Here is a 14,650-nt window from a genome sequence, read left to right as displayed (position 1 = left end):
GGCTTGCCGGCGATGACTATCTCAACCACAACGCAGAAGGACCGCCATGCTCGAATCACTGGAAAAAATGCTCGCCAAGGGTGTGGATAACTCCCTGCTGCGCTTTGGCCTCGGCAAGGGTTACCTGGATCTTGGCGACCACATCAAGGCGGCCGAACACCTGCAGCGCTGCGTCGACTTCGACCCGAAATACTCCGCTGCCTGGAAATTGCTGGGCAAGGCCCATCAGGCCGGCGGTGACACCGACGCGGCGAAACAGGCGTGGGAACGGGGACTGGAAGCCGCCCGCGCCCATGGCGACAAGCAGGCGGAAAAGGAAATGACGGTGTTCCTGAAGAAGCTGGAAAAAGCCGCGCTCAAAGATCGATGAAGCGCAGGCCGATGCCCTCGGCGTCGACCCGGATCACTTCCATGCGAATACGCGGCGCGGCCACCGGCAGGTCCTGCACCTGGCCATAGACCACCGCCCCGGTCGGCAGGCGCGACAGGCTCGGGTGCTGCACGTACACACCCTTGCTGGAGAGATTGCGCGTCTGTCCCAGGCACTCGCCAATACTGGGGTGCTGGATCTTGATACGCAGGTAATTCTTGTTATCGGACATCTATTGCGCCCTTGGATAAAGCCGCTGTGGATAAATCACTGGCGATTTTATCCACAGATCATGCCAATGAGGTGTTTCAGTACCAGCGCTGTTCACCCGCCGGACGCTTCTTGAAGCGCTTCATGCTCCACATGTACTGGCTCGGATAAGCCCGCACATAACGCTCGACCACCTGGCTCATCGCCGCCGCCGAAGTCTCTGTATCGGCGCTGTACATCGCTTCTGGAGCCGCTTCGAGAATGACCTTGAAGCCCGAGCCGTCGGGCAGGCGCAGCGCATGCAGGAACACCCCGACCGCCTTGCCGCCGGCCAGCATGTTCGGCACGAACTTGCTGGTCAAGGCCATGGTGCCCAGGAACGGCACGAAGATCCCGGCGGATTCGGCCGGTTCCGGGTCGGCGGGAATGCCCACCGCACCACCTTTGCGCACTTCCTTGATGACGCTGAGGATGCCTTCCTTGGTCGAGGCCGCCACCCGGTTGCCCAGTTGCACGCGTTGTTTGCGCAGCAGTTCATCGACCGCCTTGAGCTTGGGCGGACGGTAGAAAATGATCGGTTTGCACTGGTTGCAGTAGAAATGATTGAGCACTTCCCAGTTGCCCAGGTGGCTGGTGATACCGACCACGCCCTTGCCCGAGGCGAGGGCATCCTTGAGCACGTCGAGGCCTTCGACTTCGCGCACCAGGTCGATGGAACGCTGGGCCGGCCAGATCCAGGCGCAGGCACTTTCGGTCAGGGACTTGCCGATATCCTTGAGACTCTGCCCGACCAGTTGTTCGCGGGCTACCGGGTCGAGCTCGGGAAAGCACTTCGCCAGATTGATCCGCACCACGTCGCGGGAACGGTTGGGCAGCTTCCACATCAGCCAGCCGATGGCCGCGCCGACACGCTGCACGGCACGCCAGGGCAGCATCGCGAACAACCGCAACGCCCCCACCAGCATGGCGCCTTTAAACTTTTCCACAGGTCACTCCCGGTGTGCTCACTCGTCAGCCGGCTATTGTAGCCGTGGCACGGCCAGCGCGGCATAGCTATGACAATCGGTGGTGTGGTCCATGACCATCCCCGAGGCCTGCATGAAGGCGTAGCAGATGGTCGGGCCGACAAAGCTGAAGCCGCGTTTCTTCAGGGCCTTGCTCATGGCTTCGGCCTCGGGCGTGACGGCCGGGACCTCGCTGCGATCCTTGAAGTGATGAATCCGCGGCAGGCCGCCGACAAACGACCAGAGCAGGGCCACCGGGTCCTTTGTCTGCAACCAGACCTGGGCGTTGCGCCGGGCCGCATTGAGTTTCAGGCGATTGCGCACAATGCCCGGATCAAGCATCAGGGTCTCGATATAGTCGTCGCTCATTGCCGCGATTTTGCGCACATCGAAACCGAACAGGACCTTGCGGTAGTGCTCGCGTTTTCTCAGGATCGTGATCCATGAAAGCCCGGCCTGGAACCCTTCGAGCAAAAGCAACTCGAACAATCGCTGCTCGTTGCGCAGCGGCACGCCCCACTCCTGATCGTGATAGTCCATGTACAAAGGCTCGTCGTTGCACCAAAAGCAGCGTGGCATAAGGCTCCAAGGGGGTGGAGGCGCGACCGAATCGGGTATACTCCCGCCTTTTAAATCGCAGCCCAAGTAACAGGTGAATTTCGTGAGCCAGCCTACGCCAGCCGTGCGTACCTTCCAAGACTTGATCCTCGCCCTCCAGCAATACTGGGCTGAGCAAGGTTGTGTGGTACTTCAGCCCTACGATATGGAAGTAGGCGCCGGCACTTTTCATACCGCCACGTTCCTGCGCGCCATCGGCCCGGAAACCTGGAACGCCGCCTATGTACAACCCAGCCGTCGCCCGACTGACGGCCGCTACGGCGAAAACCCGAACCGCCTGCAGCACTACTATCAGTTCCAGGTGGTCCTGAAGCCGAACCCGGAAAACTTCCAGGAACTGTATCTGGGCTCGCTCAAGCACGTCGGCCTCGACCCGCTGGTGCACGACATCCGTTTCGTCGAAGACAACTGGGAATCGCCGACCCTCGGCGCCTGGGGCCTGGGCTGGGAAGTCTGGCTCAACGGCATGGAAGTCACCCAGTTCACCTACTTCCAGCAGGCGGGCGGTATCGAGTGCTACCCGGTCACCGGCGAAATCACCTACGGCCTCGAGCGCCTGGCGATGTACCTGCAGGGTGTCGATTCGGTCTACGACCTGGTCTGGGCCGACGGTCCGTTCGGCAAGGTGACCTATGGCGACGTGTTCCACCAGAACGAAGTGGAGCAGTCGACCTACAACTTCGAACACGCCAACGTCGAGAAGCTGTTCGAACTGTTCGATTTCTATGAAAGCGAAGCCAGGCGCCTGATCGAGCTGGATCAGCCGCTGCCGTTGCCGAGCTATGAAATGGTCCTCAAGGCCTCGCACACCTTCAACCTGCTGGACGCGCGCCGGGCCATCTCGGTGACCGCACGCCAGCAATACATCCTGCGTGTGCGCACCCTGGCGCGTTCCGTCGCCCAAGCCTACCTGCTGGCACGCGCCAAGCTGGGCTTCCCGATGGCAACCCCGGACCTGCGTGATGAAGTGTTGGCTAAGTTGGAGGCGGCACAATGAGTGCGCAAGATTTTCTGGTAGAACTGGGCACTGAAGAACTTCCACCCAAGGCCCTCAATACCCTCGCCGAGGCCTTCCTCGCCGGTATCGAAAAAGGCCTGCAGGCCGCCGGCCTGGGCTTTGAAGCCAAACAGGTCTATGCCGCGCCACGCCGCCTGGCCGTATTGCTGACCCAGTTGCAGACCCAGCAACCGGACCGCAGCATCAACCTCGACGGCCCGCCACGTCAGGCCGCCTTCGACGCCGAAGGCAACCCGACCCAGGCCGCCCTGGGCTTCGCCAAGAAGTGCGGTGTCGAGCTGAGCGAAATCGACCAGAGCGGGCCAAAACTGCGCTACAGCCAGAACATCCCTGGCAAGCCGACCGCCAGCCTGTTGCCGACCATCGTCGAAGACTCGCTGAACGACCTGCCGATTCCCAAGCGCATGCGCTGGGCCGCGCGCAAGGAAGAATTCGTCCGTCCGACCCAATGGCTGGTGATGCTGCTCGGTGACCAGGTCATCGACTGCACCATCCTCGCCCAGAAAGCCGGTCGCGATTCCCGTGGCCACCGTTTCCACCATCCGCACAGCGTGCGCATCGGCTCGCCGGCCAGCTACCTTGACGACCTGCGCGGCGCCTACGTGCTGGCCGACGCCAACGAACGTCGCGAACTGATCAGCAAGCGTACCGCCGAGTTGGCGACGCTGCAGGAAGGCACCGCGATCGTGCCGCCGGCCCTGCTCGACGAAGTGACCGCCCTGGTCGAATGGCCGGTGCCGCTGGTGTGCTCGTTCGAGGAGCGTTTCCTCGATGTGCCGCAGGAAGCCCTGATCACCACCATGCAGGACAACCAGAAGTACTTCTGCCTGCTGGATATCGATGGCAAGTTGCTGCCGCGTTTCATCACGGTCGCCAACATCGAGAGCAAGGACCCGCAGCAGATCATCGCCGGCAACGAGAAAGTCGTACGCCCGCGCCTGACCGACGCCGAGTTCTTCTTCAAGCAGGACAAGAAGCAGAAGCTCGCCGACTTCAACCTGCGCCTGCAGAACGTGGTGTTCCAGGAGAAGCTGGGCAGCGTCTACGACAAGGCCGAGCGCGTCTCCAAGCTGGCCGCCTTCATTGCCCCACGCATCGGCGGCGATGCCCAGCGCGCGGCCCGTGCCGGCCTGCTGTCCAAGTGCGACCTGGCGACCGAGATGGTCGGCGAGTTCCCGGAGATGCAAGGTGTCGCCGGTTACTACTACGCCCTCAATGACGGCGAGCCGGAAGACGTCGCCCTGGCCCTGAACGAGCAGTACATGCCGCGCGGTGCCGGTGCCGAACTGCCGACCACCCTGACCGGTGCGGCCGTGGCGATTGCCGACAAGCTCGACACCCTCGTGGGCATCTTCGGCATCGGCATGCTGCCGACCGGCAGCAAGGATCCCTACGCCCTGCGTCGCGCCGCCCTGGGCGTGCTGCGGATCCTGATCGACAAGAAACTCGATCTCGACCTGATCGAAACCGTGGCCTTCGCGGTCAGCGCTTTCGGTGCCAAGGTCAAGGCTGCCGGCCTCGCCGACCAGGTCCTGGAGTTCATCTTCGACCGCCTGCGTGCCCGTTATGAAGACGAAGGCGTGGACGTCGCGACCTACCTGTCGGTGCGTGCCCTGAAGCCGGGTTCGGCCCTGGACTTCGACCAGCGTGTACAGGCGGTGCAGAAATTCCGCCAGTTGCCGGAAGCCGCGGCACTGGCCGCCGTCAACAAGCGCGTATCGAATCTGCTGAGCAAGGCCGAAGGCAGCATCCCGGCCACGGTCGAGGCGAAATACTTCGACAACGCCAACGAGTTCTCGCTGTACTCGGCGATCCAGCAGGCGGACCATGCTGTCCAGCCAATGGCCGCGGCACGCCAGTACAACGAATCGCTGGCACGCCTGGCCGCCTTGCGCGAACCGGTGGATGCGTTCTTCGAAGCGGTGATGGTCAATGCCGACGACGCCAGGGTGCGGGCCAACCGTTACGCGCTGCTGGCACGCCTGCGGGGCCTGTTCCTCGGCGTCGCCGACATTTCGCTGCTGGGCTGAGGGCTGGTTTTGAAGCTGCTGATTCTCGATCGGGACGGAGTGATCAATTACGACTCCGACGCTTACATCAAGTCGCTGGAGGAGTGGATTCCACTCCCCGGTTCGATCGAGGCCATCGCGCAGCTGAGCCGGGCCGGCTGGACGGTAGCCGTCGCGACCAACCAGTCCGGCATCGCTCGCGGTTACTACGATCTCGCGACCCTGGATGCCATGCACGAGCGCCTGCGCTCATTGGTGGCACAACAGGGTGGCGAGCTCGGGCTGGTGGTGTATTGCCCCCATGGGCCGGACGAGGGCTGCGATTGTCGCAAGCCCAAGCCGGGCATGCTCAAGACCATCGCCGCGCATTACGGCGTCGAACTGGCTAGGCTATGGTTTGTCGGCGACAGCCTGGGTGACTTGGAAGCCGCCAGCGCCGTCGATTGTCAGCCAGTTTTGGTTAAGACCGGTAAAGGCGAGAAGACACTGGGGAAAACCCTGCCGGTGGGCACTTTGATTTTTGACGATCTGGCGGCGGTTGCCGCTGAACTTATCCACAATTAGCGCTTCTCTGACTTCCTGACCAAGGACTGTTCGGGGGTGCACTTATTAACAGGCGGGCAATGCCCGCAACGGTAAATGCCGCTATGTCGATCCTGCAGGCCATCAGAACCTTTTTCTTTTACCTGCTGCTGGGCACCAGTTCGCTGCTGTGGTGCTCCCTGAGCTTTTTTATCGCCCCGTTCCTGCCGTTCAAGGCACGTTACCGCTTTATCAACGTGTACTGGTGCCGTTGCGCCCTGTGGCTGACCAAAGTCTTCCTGGGCATCACGGTCGAGATCAAGGGTGCGCAGAATGTGCCCGAGCGCCCTTGCGTGATCCTGTCGAATCACCAGAGCACCTGGGAAACATTCTTTCTGTCGGCCTATTTCTCGCCATTGAGCCAGGTGCTCAAGCGTGAATTGCTCTATGTGCCGTTCTTCGGCTGGGCCATGGCCATGCTGCGGCCGATCGCCATTGACCGGGACAACCCGAAGGCGGCGCTCAAGCACGTGGCGAAGAAGGGCGACGAACTGCTCAAGGACAATGTCTGGGTGCTGATCTTCCCGGAAGGCACCCGTGTACCCTTCGGCACCGTCGGCAAGTTTTCCCGTGGCGGCACGGCGCTGGCGGTCAACGCCGAACTGCCGGTGCTGCCGATCGCCCACAACGCCGGCAAGTTCTGGCCGAAGACCGGCTGGGCGAAAAAAGCCGGCACCATCACCGTGGTGATCGGTGCGCCGATGTTTGCCGAAGGCAGCGGTCCACGGGCCATTGCCGAGCTGAACGACCGGGTTCAGGCATGGAACGAGAATACCCAGCGCGAAATGGGTTCACTACCGCCGCAAGCCGTGGCGGAAACACCGAGCGCGGCCTGACGATATTGTGGATAACTTGTGCACAAGATTTTGATTTCTTCCGAAAAAATGTTGTAAGTATATGATTTATCTACTTATTTCTCGGTATGACTTTTCAACGGAAATCGTGCATAAGTTTTTCCCGGCGATAAAAAAACCGGCGCTAATGCCGGTTTTTTCATGCCCGTGAAAACCTCAGACCTTGTCGATATCCACATCCCTGGTTTCTTTCAGGCAGAACAGCCCGACCACCAGGCTGATCCCGGTAACCAGCACCGGGTACCAGAGGCCGTAGAAGATATTGCCGGTGTAGACCACCAGGGCAAACGAGACGGTCGGCAGGAATCCGCCAAACCAGCCGTTGCCGATATGGTAGGGCAATGACATCGAAGTGTAGCGGATCCGGGTCGGGAACAACTCGACCATCACCGCCGCCAATGGGCCGTAGGTCATGGTGGCGATCAGGATCAGTAATACGATCAGCAGGACCACCATCGGCTCGTTCACCGAACCCGCGTCGGCCTTGGCCGGGTAGCCGGCCTGGGTGATGGCCGCACGCATCGCAGCTTCGTCGAAGCCGGTGATCTTCTGCTCGCCCACTGAAACCATCACCGTGGAGCCAGGCGCCGCCGCCTGGGAATCGTAGGGCAGGCCCTGTTTGACCAGGAAGGTCTTGACCTTGTCGCAGGGGCTGTCGAAACGGGCTTTACCCACAGGGTCGAACTGGAAGGTACAACCGGCCGGATCGGCCATCACGACGATGGGCGCCTGCCGGCTGGCGGCGTCCACCTGCGGGTTGGCGTAATGACTCAGGGCCTTGAACAGCGGGAAGTAGCAGACGGTCGCCAGCAACAGGCCGAGCATCAGGATCGGTTTGCGTCCGATCTTGTCCGAAAGCCAGCCGAACAGGACAAAGAACGGTGCGCCGATCACCACGCTGATAATCAGCAGGGTGTTGGCCTGGGTCGGGTCCATCTTGAGCATCTGGGTCATGAAGAACATCACGTAGAACTGGGCGGTGTAGAAGGTCACCGCCTGCCCGGCGTTGATGCTGAACAGCGCGGTCAGGACGATCTTCAGGTTCGGCCAGGAGCCGAAGGACTCGCGGATCGGCGATTTGCTGACCTTGCCCTGGGCCTTCATTTTCACGAAGGCCGGCGACTCGTGCATGCTCAGGCGAATCCAGGTGGAGATCGCCAGCAGGAAGATCGACAGCAGGAACGGCAGGCGCCAGCCCCAGACTTCGAACTGGTCGCCGCTGATGTAGCGACTGGCCAGAACCACCAGCAACGACAGCAGCAGGCCGAGGGTCGCCGTGGACTGGATCCAGCCGGTGTGGAAACCCCGCTTGCCGGCCGGTGCGTGTTCGGCCACATAGGTCGCGGCACCGCCATATTCACCGCCCAGCGCCAGGCCCTGGAGCATTCGCAACAGCACCAGGATGATCGGCGCGGCGATACCGATGCTGGTGTAGGTCGGCAACAGGCCCACGGCAAAGGTCGACAGGCCCATCAGAATGATGGTCATGAGGAAGGTGTATTTGCGCCCGATCATGTCCCCCAGCCGGCCGAACACCAGCGCGCCGAACGGCCGCACCAGGAAGCCGGCGGCAAAGGCCATCAGGGCGAAGATAAACGCGGTGGTGTCGTTGACCCCGGCAAAGAACTGCTTGCTGATCACCGCCGCCAGGGCGCCATAGAGAAAAAAGTCATACCACTCGAAAACGGTCCCGAGGGATGACGCAAAAATGATCTTTCGTTCTTCCTTGCCCGTGCTGGCGGGCACCGACGTTGACTGTTGCTCGATATAGTCCGACATGCGTTATGTCCTCGGCCTTGTGGGCCACAGTGATTATTGTTGTTGTTCCACTGTGAATTCCGGCTGACTGCCACCGGAATCCGCTTTTGCTGTATTTACATTCCCTACCGGAGAAACACAGTCCTTGTAGGAGCTGGCTTGCCGGCGATGAGGCCCTTGGGTCATGCGCTGCCCATGCCGACGCCATCGCTGGCAAGCCAGCTCCTACACAAGCCAGTTCCTACAGGGGGACGGGGATCTCCTCCGTTCGTCGGTCATGAATGGCCGGGGCATCTTGCAGAATCATCTGTGCGGCTTTCTCGGCGATCATCACCGTCGGCGAGCAGGTATTGCCGGAGGTGATCTGGGGCATGATCGAGGCATCCGCCACTCGCAACCCCGGCACGCCATGCACCCTCAACTGGGCATCGACGACATCCTGCGGGCCGTTGCCCATGCGGCAGGTGCCGACCGGATGGAAGATGGTGGTGCCGATCTTCGCCGCGGCCTCGTAAAGCTGTTCTTCGCTTTGCAGGGAAGCGCCGGGCAGGTACTCCTCGGGCTTGAACCTGCGCAGGGCGGGGGAGTCGACGATGCGCCGGGTCAGGCGAATGGATTCGGCGGCGACCTTGAGGTCCTCGGGATCGCTGAGGTAATTGGGGTCGATCAGCGGTGCATCGTCCGGATTGGCCGAACGGATATCGATGCGGCCCCGACTCAGCGGACGCAGGTTGCACACCGAAGCGGTGAAAGCCGGGAAGCGATGCAGCGGCTCGCCGAAACGCTCCAGCGACAACGGCTGCACGTGATATTGCAGGTTGGCCGAACTCTGCTCCGGGCTCGACTTCACAAAAGCGCCCAACTGGCTAGGTGCCATCGCCAATGGGCCGCTGCGGTCGTAGAGATAACGCAGGCCCATGCCGGCCTTGCCCCACAGGCTGTTAGCCACCTGGTTGAGGGTGCGGGCATTGCTGAGCTTGTAGATCAGCCGCAGTTGCAGATGGTCCTGCAGGTTGCCACCCACGCCCGGCAGCTCGTGGCGGACGGCAATCCCAAGGCTTTCCAGCAGCGGGCGCGGACCGATACCCGAGCGTTGCAGGATCCCGGGAGAGCCGACCGAGCCGGCGCAGAGAATGATTTCCCGGCGGGCCGGGAACAGATGCTCCTCACCTTGCCAACGGGCCAGAACCGCCGTCGCCCGACCGTTCTCCAGGCTGACCCGGTCGACCTGCACGCCCGTGAGGATGGTCAGGTTGGGGCGCTTGAGCACCGGTCGCAGAAACGCCTTGGCTGAATTCCAGCGTACTCCGCAACGCTGGTTGACCTGGAAATAACCACAGCCCTGGTTATCCCCAGCGTTGAAATCACTGACGCTGGCAATACCATTTTCAGCGGCGGCGTCGCGGAAAGCGTCGAGGATCGGCCAGGAATAACGCTGTTGTTCCACCCGCCATTCGCCTTGGTCGCTGTGGAATTCGCCGGCACCGCCGAAGTGGTTTTCGCTGTGCTTGAACAACGGCAGCACATCTTTCCAGGCCCAGCCCGGATTGCCCTGTTCGGCCCAGCGATCATAGTCGCCGGCCTGGCCGCGCATGTAGATCATGCCGTTGATGGACGAACTGCCACCAAGCACCTTGCCGCGCGGATAGCTCAGGCTACGACCTTGCAGGCCGGGTTGGGATTCGGTCTTGAAGCACCAGTCGGTGCGTGGATTGCCGATGCAGAACAGGTAACCGACCGGAATATGAATCCACGGGTAGTTATCCTGACCGCCAGCTTCGAGCAGCAGCACATTGTTCCGCGGGTCGGCGGATAGCCGATTGGCCAGCACAGAGCCGGCGGGCCCGGCACCGACGATCACATAGTCATAAGGCAAATGGGCAGATGGCATCAGCAACCTCGCCGTTTATTGTTCTTGTATCAGCTCATGTTATTGATTAATTTCGAGATGAAAACGTTCGTTTTTGCGCAAGTGCTGTGCGTTTTCAAGCAAGGCAGGTGAACCCGACGATTCACAAGGAGCCCTATGTTTGACTGGAACGATCTGCGATTTTTCCTCGAACTACAGCGTAGCGGACGTTTGCTGACAGCAGCCAAGCGGCTGAATACCACCCACAGCACGGTCGCACGGCATATCGAAACCATCGAACAGAGCCTGGGCACCGCGCTGTTCGTCCAGCATGCCCAGGGTTATGAACTGACGCCCTCGGGCCAGGCCTTGCTCAAGCACGCCGAAGCCATGGAGAACGTCGCGCTGCTGGCCCAGGAGGAAATCACCCAGGCCATCGCGCCCCTGGGCAAGATTCGCCTGGGTGTGACCGAAGGCATCGGCATCATGTTTCTCACGTCGCGCATGGGTGGCCTGTTCGAGCGCTACCCCGGGCTGGAAGTCGAACTGGTGGCGGTGCCACGCTTCGTCAGCATTCTCAACCGCGAGGCCGAGATCAGTATCCACCTCGACCGGCCCCACGCCGATATGCTGATCACCCGCAAACTCACCGACTACCGCCTGGCCCTCTATGCCAGCCCGGCCTACCTGGCCCGGGCACCACGGCTGACAAGCCGCGACGATCTTTCGCAACACCAGTGGATCGGTTATGTCGACGACCTGCTGTTCAGCCAGGAGTTGCTGTTTCTCGACGACTTCTGCCGCTCGCCGAACGTGACCTTCCGCAGCACCAGCGTGATCGCCCAGCAGATCGCCGCACGGGCCGGCCTGGGCATCGCGGTGCTGCCCAACTACATGGCAAAGGACGATCCGCAACTGATGCGCATACTGCCCCAGGAGACGATCCAGCGCAGTTACTGGATGAGCACCCGCAGGGAGCTGCACAAGTCGGTGCGGCTGAGGGTGGTGTGGGATTTTCTGTTGGAGTTGTGTGCGAAGGAGCAAGAGCTACTGCTGGCCGAATGAGTGTAGGGCTAGCGCCAACATAAGCAATGGGAAGCTTTGCGGGAGGATAGACTTCGAATCAGTGCTGCGGTCCTTTCATCGCATCCTCCAGGCTTCTTTCTTTAGGTAATCACTGATCAATTCTGGATTGTCGACCTCGCCAAGAGATAAGTCGTCGCTGGTATCGGTCATAAAAGCCCAATCGCCTTCAGTCTGAACTCCATGGCGGCTGTCGAGACACCGAAGGTTCTAGCCAAGCGGGACAGATCAGTGATCTCTTTGCTCAAGCACAAGGTGCTTAACCAGCGCCGCCGGCATCAGCAAAGCAGCGGCAAACCTATTTGCGGCAATCTCTTTTGGATCGCGAGCCTTTGCACTGAACTGTTCGGAGGTGTCTCGTGGGGCATCAAGATCTCCGTGCACGTGGTGGCCAATTTCATGAGCGATAGTAAAACGCTGTCGAACAGGGGCGTCCGTGAAGTTGTAGGTGATCAGAGGCTTTCCTTCACGATAGGAATAGTGGCCGCTCTCATTTTCCTTCCATGTTTCCGGTTGGAAGGGTGTGAGAGATTTCACCTCGATCCCCATGGCTACGGCAATTGCCTGAGGATTCACGGGGAGACGTCCATCCCAATGCGCTTGAAGGACGTCGTTTGCAGTGCGGTACTCCATTCGGCCTCCTCGTATCAATGGGTTGGCACGCTAAAAATGAGTTGCGATTCTGCACAAGTCAAGTTTTTTGGTCAAACTTAAGTTGACACCTGATATTTCTCTCGTTCTACCCACTTTTACCGCACCCAAAAAAAGCCCGCTGACAGCGGGCCTCCTTTGGGTATGGTCAGCCAACCCGAGGGGGTTGGCCGAACCATTTATACGTGTGTAAATGCACAACTACTCTGTGAACCTGCAACTCGTCAGAAATCCAGGTTGGACACCGCCAGTGCATTGCTTTCGATGAAGTCACGGCGTGGCTCTACCGCATCGCCCATCAAGGTGTTGAAGATCTGGTCGGCGCCGATGGCGTCTTCGATCGTCACTTTCAGCATGCGGCGTACCGCCGGGTCCATGGTGGTTTCCCAGAGCTGATCCGGGTTCATTTCACCCAGCCCCTTATAGCGCTGGATCGTGTGGCGCTTGGTGCTCTCGGCCATCAACCAGTCCAGGGCTTCCTTGAACTCGGTCACGGCTTTCTTGCGTTCGCCACGCTGGATGTAGGCACCCTCGTCGAGCAGGGTGCTCAGTTGCGCGCCCAGGGTCACCACGGTCTTGTAGTCGTTGCTGCCGAAGAAGTCGCGGTTGAAGGTGACGTAGTTCGACAGGCCGTGGGAAATCAGTTCGACTTCCGGCAACCAGACATTACGTTCACGGTCTTCGCGCAGGCTGGCCTTGTAGACCAGGCCGGACTTCTCGTTAAGGCGCAGGCGGACTTCATACTTGGTCAGCCATTCCTGCATCGCCGCGTGATCACCCAGCTGCTCCAGGCTCACCGCCGGCAGGTAGATGAAGTGCTCGGTCAGCTCCTGCGGATACAGGCGTGACAGGCGCTTGAGGGTCTTCATCACCATGCGGAAGTCGTTCACCAGACGCTCCAGCGCCTCACCGGAAATACCCGGTGCGTCTTCGTTCAGGTGCAGGCTCGCATCTTCCAGGGCCGACTGCGTCATGTACTCTTCCATGGCGTCGTCGTCCTTGATGTACTGCTCCTGCTTGCCTTTCTTCACCTTGTATAGCGGTGGCTGGGCAATATAGATGTAGCCGCGCTCGATCAGTTCCGGCAATTGGCGGAAGAAGAAGGTCAGCAGCAGGGTACGGATGTGCGAACCGTCGACGTCAGCATCGGTCATGATGATGATGTTGTGATAACGCAGTTTCTCGATGTTGTACTCGTCACGACCGATACCGCAGCCCAGTGCGGTGATCAGCGTACCCACTTCCTGGGACGAGATCATCTTGTCGAAACGGGCTTTCTCGACGTTGAGGATCTTGCCCTTCAACGGCAGGATCGCCTGGGTACGACGGTTGCGACCCTGCTTGGCGGAACCGCCAGCAGAGTCACCTTCCACCAGATACAGTTCGGAAAGGGCAGGGTCCTTTTCCTGGCAGTCAGCCAATTTGCCCGGCAGACCAGCGATATCCAGTGCACCTTTGCGGCGGGTCATCTCACGGGCCTTGCGCGCCGCTTCACGGGCACGGGCGGCGTCGATCATCTTGCCGACCACCAGCTTGGCTTCGTTCGGGTTTTCCAGAAGGAAGTCGGAGAAGTACTTGCCCATTTCCTGTTCGACCGCGGTCTTCACTTCGGAAGAAACCAGCTTGTCCTTGGTCTGGGAGCTGAACTTCGGATCCGGCACTTTCACCGAAATAATCGCGGTCAGGCCTTCACGGGCATCGTCACCGGTGGTGGCGACCTTGTGCTTCTTCGCCAGACCTTCCGCTTCGATGTAGGTATTCAGGTTACGGGTCAACGCCGAACGGAAACCCACCAGGTGAGTGCCGCCATCGCGCTGCGGAATGTTGTTGGTGAAGCACAACAGGTTCTCGTTGAAGCTGTCGTTCCACTGCAGGGCGATTTCCACACCGATGCCGTCTTCACGCTGGACGTTGAAGTGGAACACCTGGTTGACCGGGGTCTTGTTGGTGTTCAGGTATTCAACGAACGCACGCAGACCGCCTTCGTACTTGAACAGCTCTTCCTTGCCGCTGCGCTCGTCCTTGAGGACGATGCCGACACCGGAGTTGAGGAAGGACAGTTCACGAATCCGCTTGGCCAGGATGTCCCAGCTGAAATGGATGTTCTTGAAGGTTTCGCCGGAAGCCTTGAAGTGAATCTGGGTACCGGTGGTTTCGCTCTCACCGACGATTTTCATCGGCTCTTGAGGCACACCGTGGACGTAGGTCTGTTCCCAGATCTTGCCGCTGCGACGTACGGTCAGCACCAGCAGTTCGGACAGTGCGTTCACCACCGACACACCTACACCGTGCAGGCCGCCAGATACCTTGTAGGAGTTGTCGTCGAACTTACCGCCGGCGTGCAGCACGGTCATGATGACCTCGGCTGCGGAAACGCCTTCTTCCTTGTGCACGTCGACCGGAATGCCGCGACCGTTGTCGCGTACGGTAATCGACTCATCCGGGTGGATGATGATGCTGATGTCGTCGCAGTGACCGGCCAGAGCTTCGTCGATGGAGTTATCGACCACCTCGAACACCATGTGGTGCAGACCGCTACCATCATCGGTGTCGCCAATGTACATACCGGGACGTTTGCGTACGGCATCCAAACCTTTCAGCACTTTGATGCTGGTCGAGTCGTACGTATTTTCTTCGCTCATGC

The 14,650-nt window shown here is 60.2% G+C and carries 13 protein-coding genes; 6 read left to right on the top strand and 7 right to left on the bottom strand.

What is annotated here, in order from left to right; genetic code table 11:
- Positions 1 to 46 precede the first annotated feature (46 nt).
- Entirely contained in the window at positions 47 to 370 is a 324-nt protein-coding gene (locus tag HX851_RS04795; RefSeq protein ID WP_177061941.1) for a tetratricopeptide repeat protein, read from the top strand.
- Here the strand turns inward: HX851_RS04795 and HX851_RS04790 are convergent.
- From HX851_RS04790 to HX851_RS04780, 3 genes are all read right to left on the bottom strand, one after another.
- Positions 357 to 602, bottom strand: coding sequence for a PilZ domain-containing protein (locus HX851_RS04790; protein ID WP_177061939.1), 246 nt, complete (start codon positions 600 to 602; stop codon positions 357 to 359). The two genes, HX851_RS04795 and HX851_RS04790, sit on opposite strands and share 14 nt — an antisense overlap.
- Positions 603 to 678: 76 nt before the next feature.
- Positions 679 to 1,566 (bottom strand): lysophospholipid acyltransferase, encoded by an 888-nt coding sequence (locus HX851_RS04785; protein WP_177065185.1) that lies wholly within the window; start codon positions 1,564 to 1,566, stop codon positions 679 to 681.
- A 33-nt stretch (positions 1,567 to 1,599) separates the two neighbouring features.
- Entirely contained in the window at positions 1,600 to 2,163 is a 564-nt protein-coding gene (locus HX851_RS04780) for a DNA-3-methyladenine glycosylase I (RefSeq protein ID WP_177061929.1), read from the bottom strand.
- Between the two features lie 82 nt (positions 2,164 to 2,245).
- On the opposite strand from HX851_RS04780, the gene glyQ reads away from it, so the two are divergent.
- Genes glyQ through HX851_RS04760 form a run of 4 tightly spaced genes read left to right on the top strand, consistent with a single transcriptional unit; the run spans position 2,246 to position 6,647 of the window.
- Positions 2,246 to 3,199 (top strand): glycine--tRNA ligase subunit alpha, encoded by a 954-nt coding sequence (glyQ, locus tag HX851_RS04775; protein WP_177061927.1) that lies wholly within the window; start codon positions 2,246 to 2,248, stop codon positions 3,197 to 3,199.
- Positions 3,196 to 5,250, top strand: coding sequence for a glycine--tRNA ligase subunit beta (gene glyS / locus HX851_RS04770; RefSeq protein WP_177065184.1), 2,055 nt, complete (start codon positions 3,196 to 3,198; stop codon positions 5,248 to 5,250). The genes glyQ and glyS overlap by 4 nt, the downstream gene beginning before the upstream one ends.
- A 3-nt stretch (positions 5,251 to 5,253) precedes the next feature.
- Entirely contained in the window at positions 5,254 to 5,793 is a 540-nt protein-coding gene (gene gmhB / locus HX851_RS04765; protein WP_177062144.1) for a D-glycero-beta-D-manno-heptose 1,7-bisphosphate 7-phosphatase, read from the top strand.
- Positions 5,794 to 5,852: 59 nt separating this feature from the next.
- Positions 5,853 to 6,647: a lysophospholipid acyltransferase family protein gene (locus HX851_RS04760; protein ID WP_177061923.1), complete on the top strand. Its 795-nt coding sequence runs from the start codon at positions 5,853 to 5,855 to the stop codon at positions 6,645 to 6,647.
- 174 nt (positions 6,648 to 6,821) lie between these two features.
- On the opposite strand, the gene HX851_RS04755 is transcribed toward HX851_RS04760, so the two are convergent.
- Positions 6,822 to 8,444: an MFS transporter gene (locus HX851_RS04755; protein WP_177065183.1), complete on the bottom strand. Its 1,623-nt coding sequence runs from the start codon at positions 8,442 to 8,444 to the stop codon at positions 6,822 to 6,824.
- A gap of 220 nt (positions 8,445 to 8,664) precedes the next feature.
- The gene (locus HX851_RS04750; RefSeq protein ID WP_177065182.1) at positions 8,665 to 10,314 is read right to left on the bottom strand and encodes a GMC family oxidoreductase; all 1,650 of its coding nucleotides are present in this window, start codon (positions 10,312 to 10,314) and stop codon (positions 8,665 to 8,667) included.
- Between the two features lie 135 nt (positions 10,315 to 10,449).
- On the opposite strand from HX851_RS04750, the gene HX851_RS04745 reads away from it, so the two are divergent.
- Positions 10,450 to 11,337 carry a LysR family transcriptional regulator gene (locus HX851_RS04745; protein ID WP_177061917.1) on the top strand — a complete coding sequence of 296 codons (888 nt, stop codon included), beginning with the start codon at positions 10,450 to 10,452 and terminating at the stop codon, positions 11,335 to 11,337.
- 246 nt (positions 11,338 to 11,583) lie between these two features.
- Here HX851_RS04745 and HX851_RS04740 read toward each other — a convergent pair whose 3' ends face one another.
- Together HX851_RS04740 and gyrB are read right to left on the bottom strand one after the other, a co-directional pair.
- Positions 11,584 to 11,988 (bottom strand): ImmA/IrrE family metallo-endopeptidase, encoded by a 405-nt coding sequence (locus tag HX851_RS04740; RefSeq protein WP_177065181.1) that lies wholly within the window; start codon positions 11,986 to 11,988, stop codon positions 11,584 to 11,586.
- A gap of 242 nt (positions 11,989 to 12,230) precedes the next feature.
- Positions 12,231 to 14,648 carry a DNA topoisomerase (ATP-hydrolyzing) subunit B gene (gene gyrB, locus HX851_RS04735; protein ID WP_177061912.1) on the bottom strand — a complete coding sequence of 806 codons (2,418 nt, stop codon included), beginning with the start codon at positions 14,646 to 14,648 and terminating at the stop codon, positions 12,231 to 12,233.
- Positions 14,649 to 14,650: the final 2 nt, after the last annotated feature.

Source organism: Pseudomonas gingeri, assembly GCF_013385635.1.
GTDB classification, from domain to species: Bacteria; Pseudomonadota; Gammaproteobacteria; order Pseudomonadales; family Pseudomonadaceae; genus Aquipseudomonas; species Aquipseudomonas gingeri_A.
Note: the sequence above shows the minus strand (reverse complement) of the source record. Positions and strands in the feature narration are given on the sequence as shown.

What these genes read in the sequence shown, in the direction of transcription:
- HX851_RS04760 (WP_177061923.1), top strand. Translation starts at nt 5,853, where the DNA reads ATGCCCGCAACGGTAAATGCCGCTATGTCGATCCTGCAGGCCATCAGA.
- HX851_RS04790 (WP_177061939.1), bottom strand. Translation starts at nt 602, where the DNA reads ATGTCCGATAACAAGAATTACCTGCGTATCAAGATCCAGCACCCCAGT.
- HX851_RS04740 (WP_177065181.1), bottom strand. Translation starts at nt 11,988, where the DNA reads ATGGAGTACCGCACTGCAAACGACGTCCTTCAAGCGCATTGGGATGGA.
- HX851_RS04755 (WP_177065183.1), bottom strand. Translation starts at nt 8,444, where the DNA reads ATGTCGGACTATATCGAGCAACAGTCAACGTCGGTGCCCGCCAGCACG.
- HX851_RS04745 (WP_177061917.1), top strand. Translation starts at nt 10,450, where the DNA reads ATGTTTGACTGGAACGATCTGCGATTTTTCCTCGAACTACAGCGTAGC.
- HX851_RS04750 (WP_177065182.1), bottom strand. Translation starts at nt 10,314, where the DNA reads ATGCCATCTGCCCATTTGCCTTATGACTATGTGATCGTCGGTGCCGGG.
- HX851_RS04795 (WP_177061941.1), top strand. Translation starts at nt 47, where the DNA reads ATGCTCGAATCACTGGAAAAAATGCTCGCCAAGGGTGTGGATAACTCC.
- glyS (WP_177065184.1), top strand. Translation starts at nt 3,196, where the DNA reads ATGAGTGCGCAAGATTTTCTGGTAGAACTGGGCACTGAAGAACTTCCA.
- gyrB (WP_177061912.1), bottom strand. Translation starts at nt 14,648, where the DNA reads ATGAGCGAAGAAAATACGTACGACTCGACCAGCATCAAAGTGCTGAAA.
- HX851_RS04780 (WP_177061929.1), bottom strand. Translation starts at nt 2,163, where the DNA reads ATGCCACGCTGCTTTTGGTGCAACGACGAGCCTTTGTACATGGACTAT.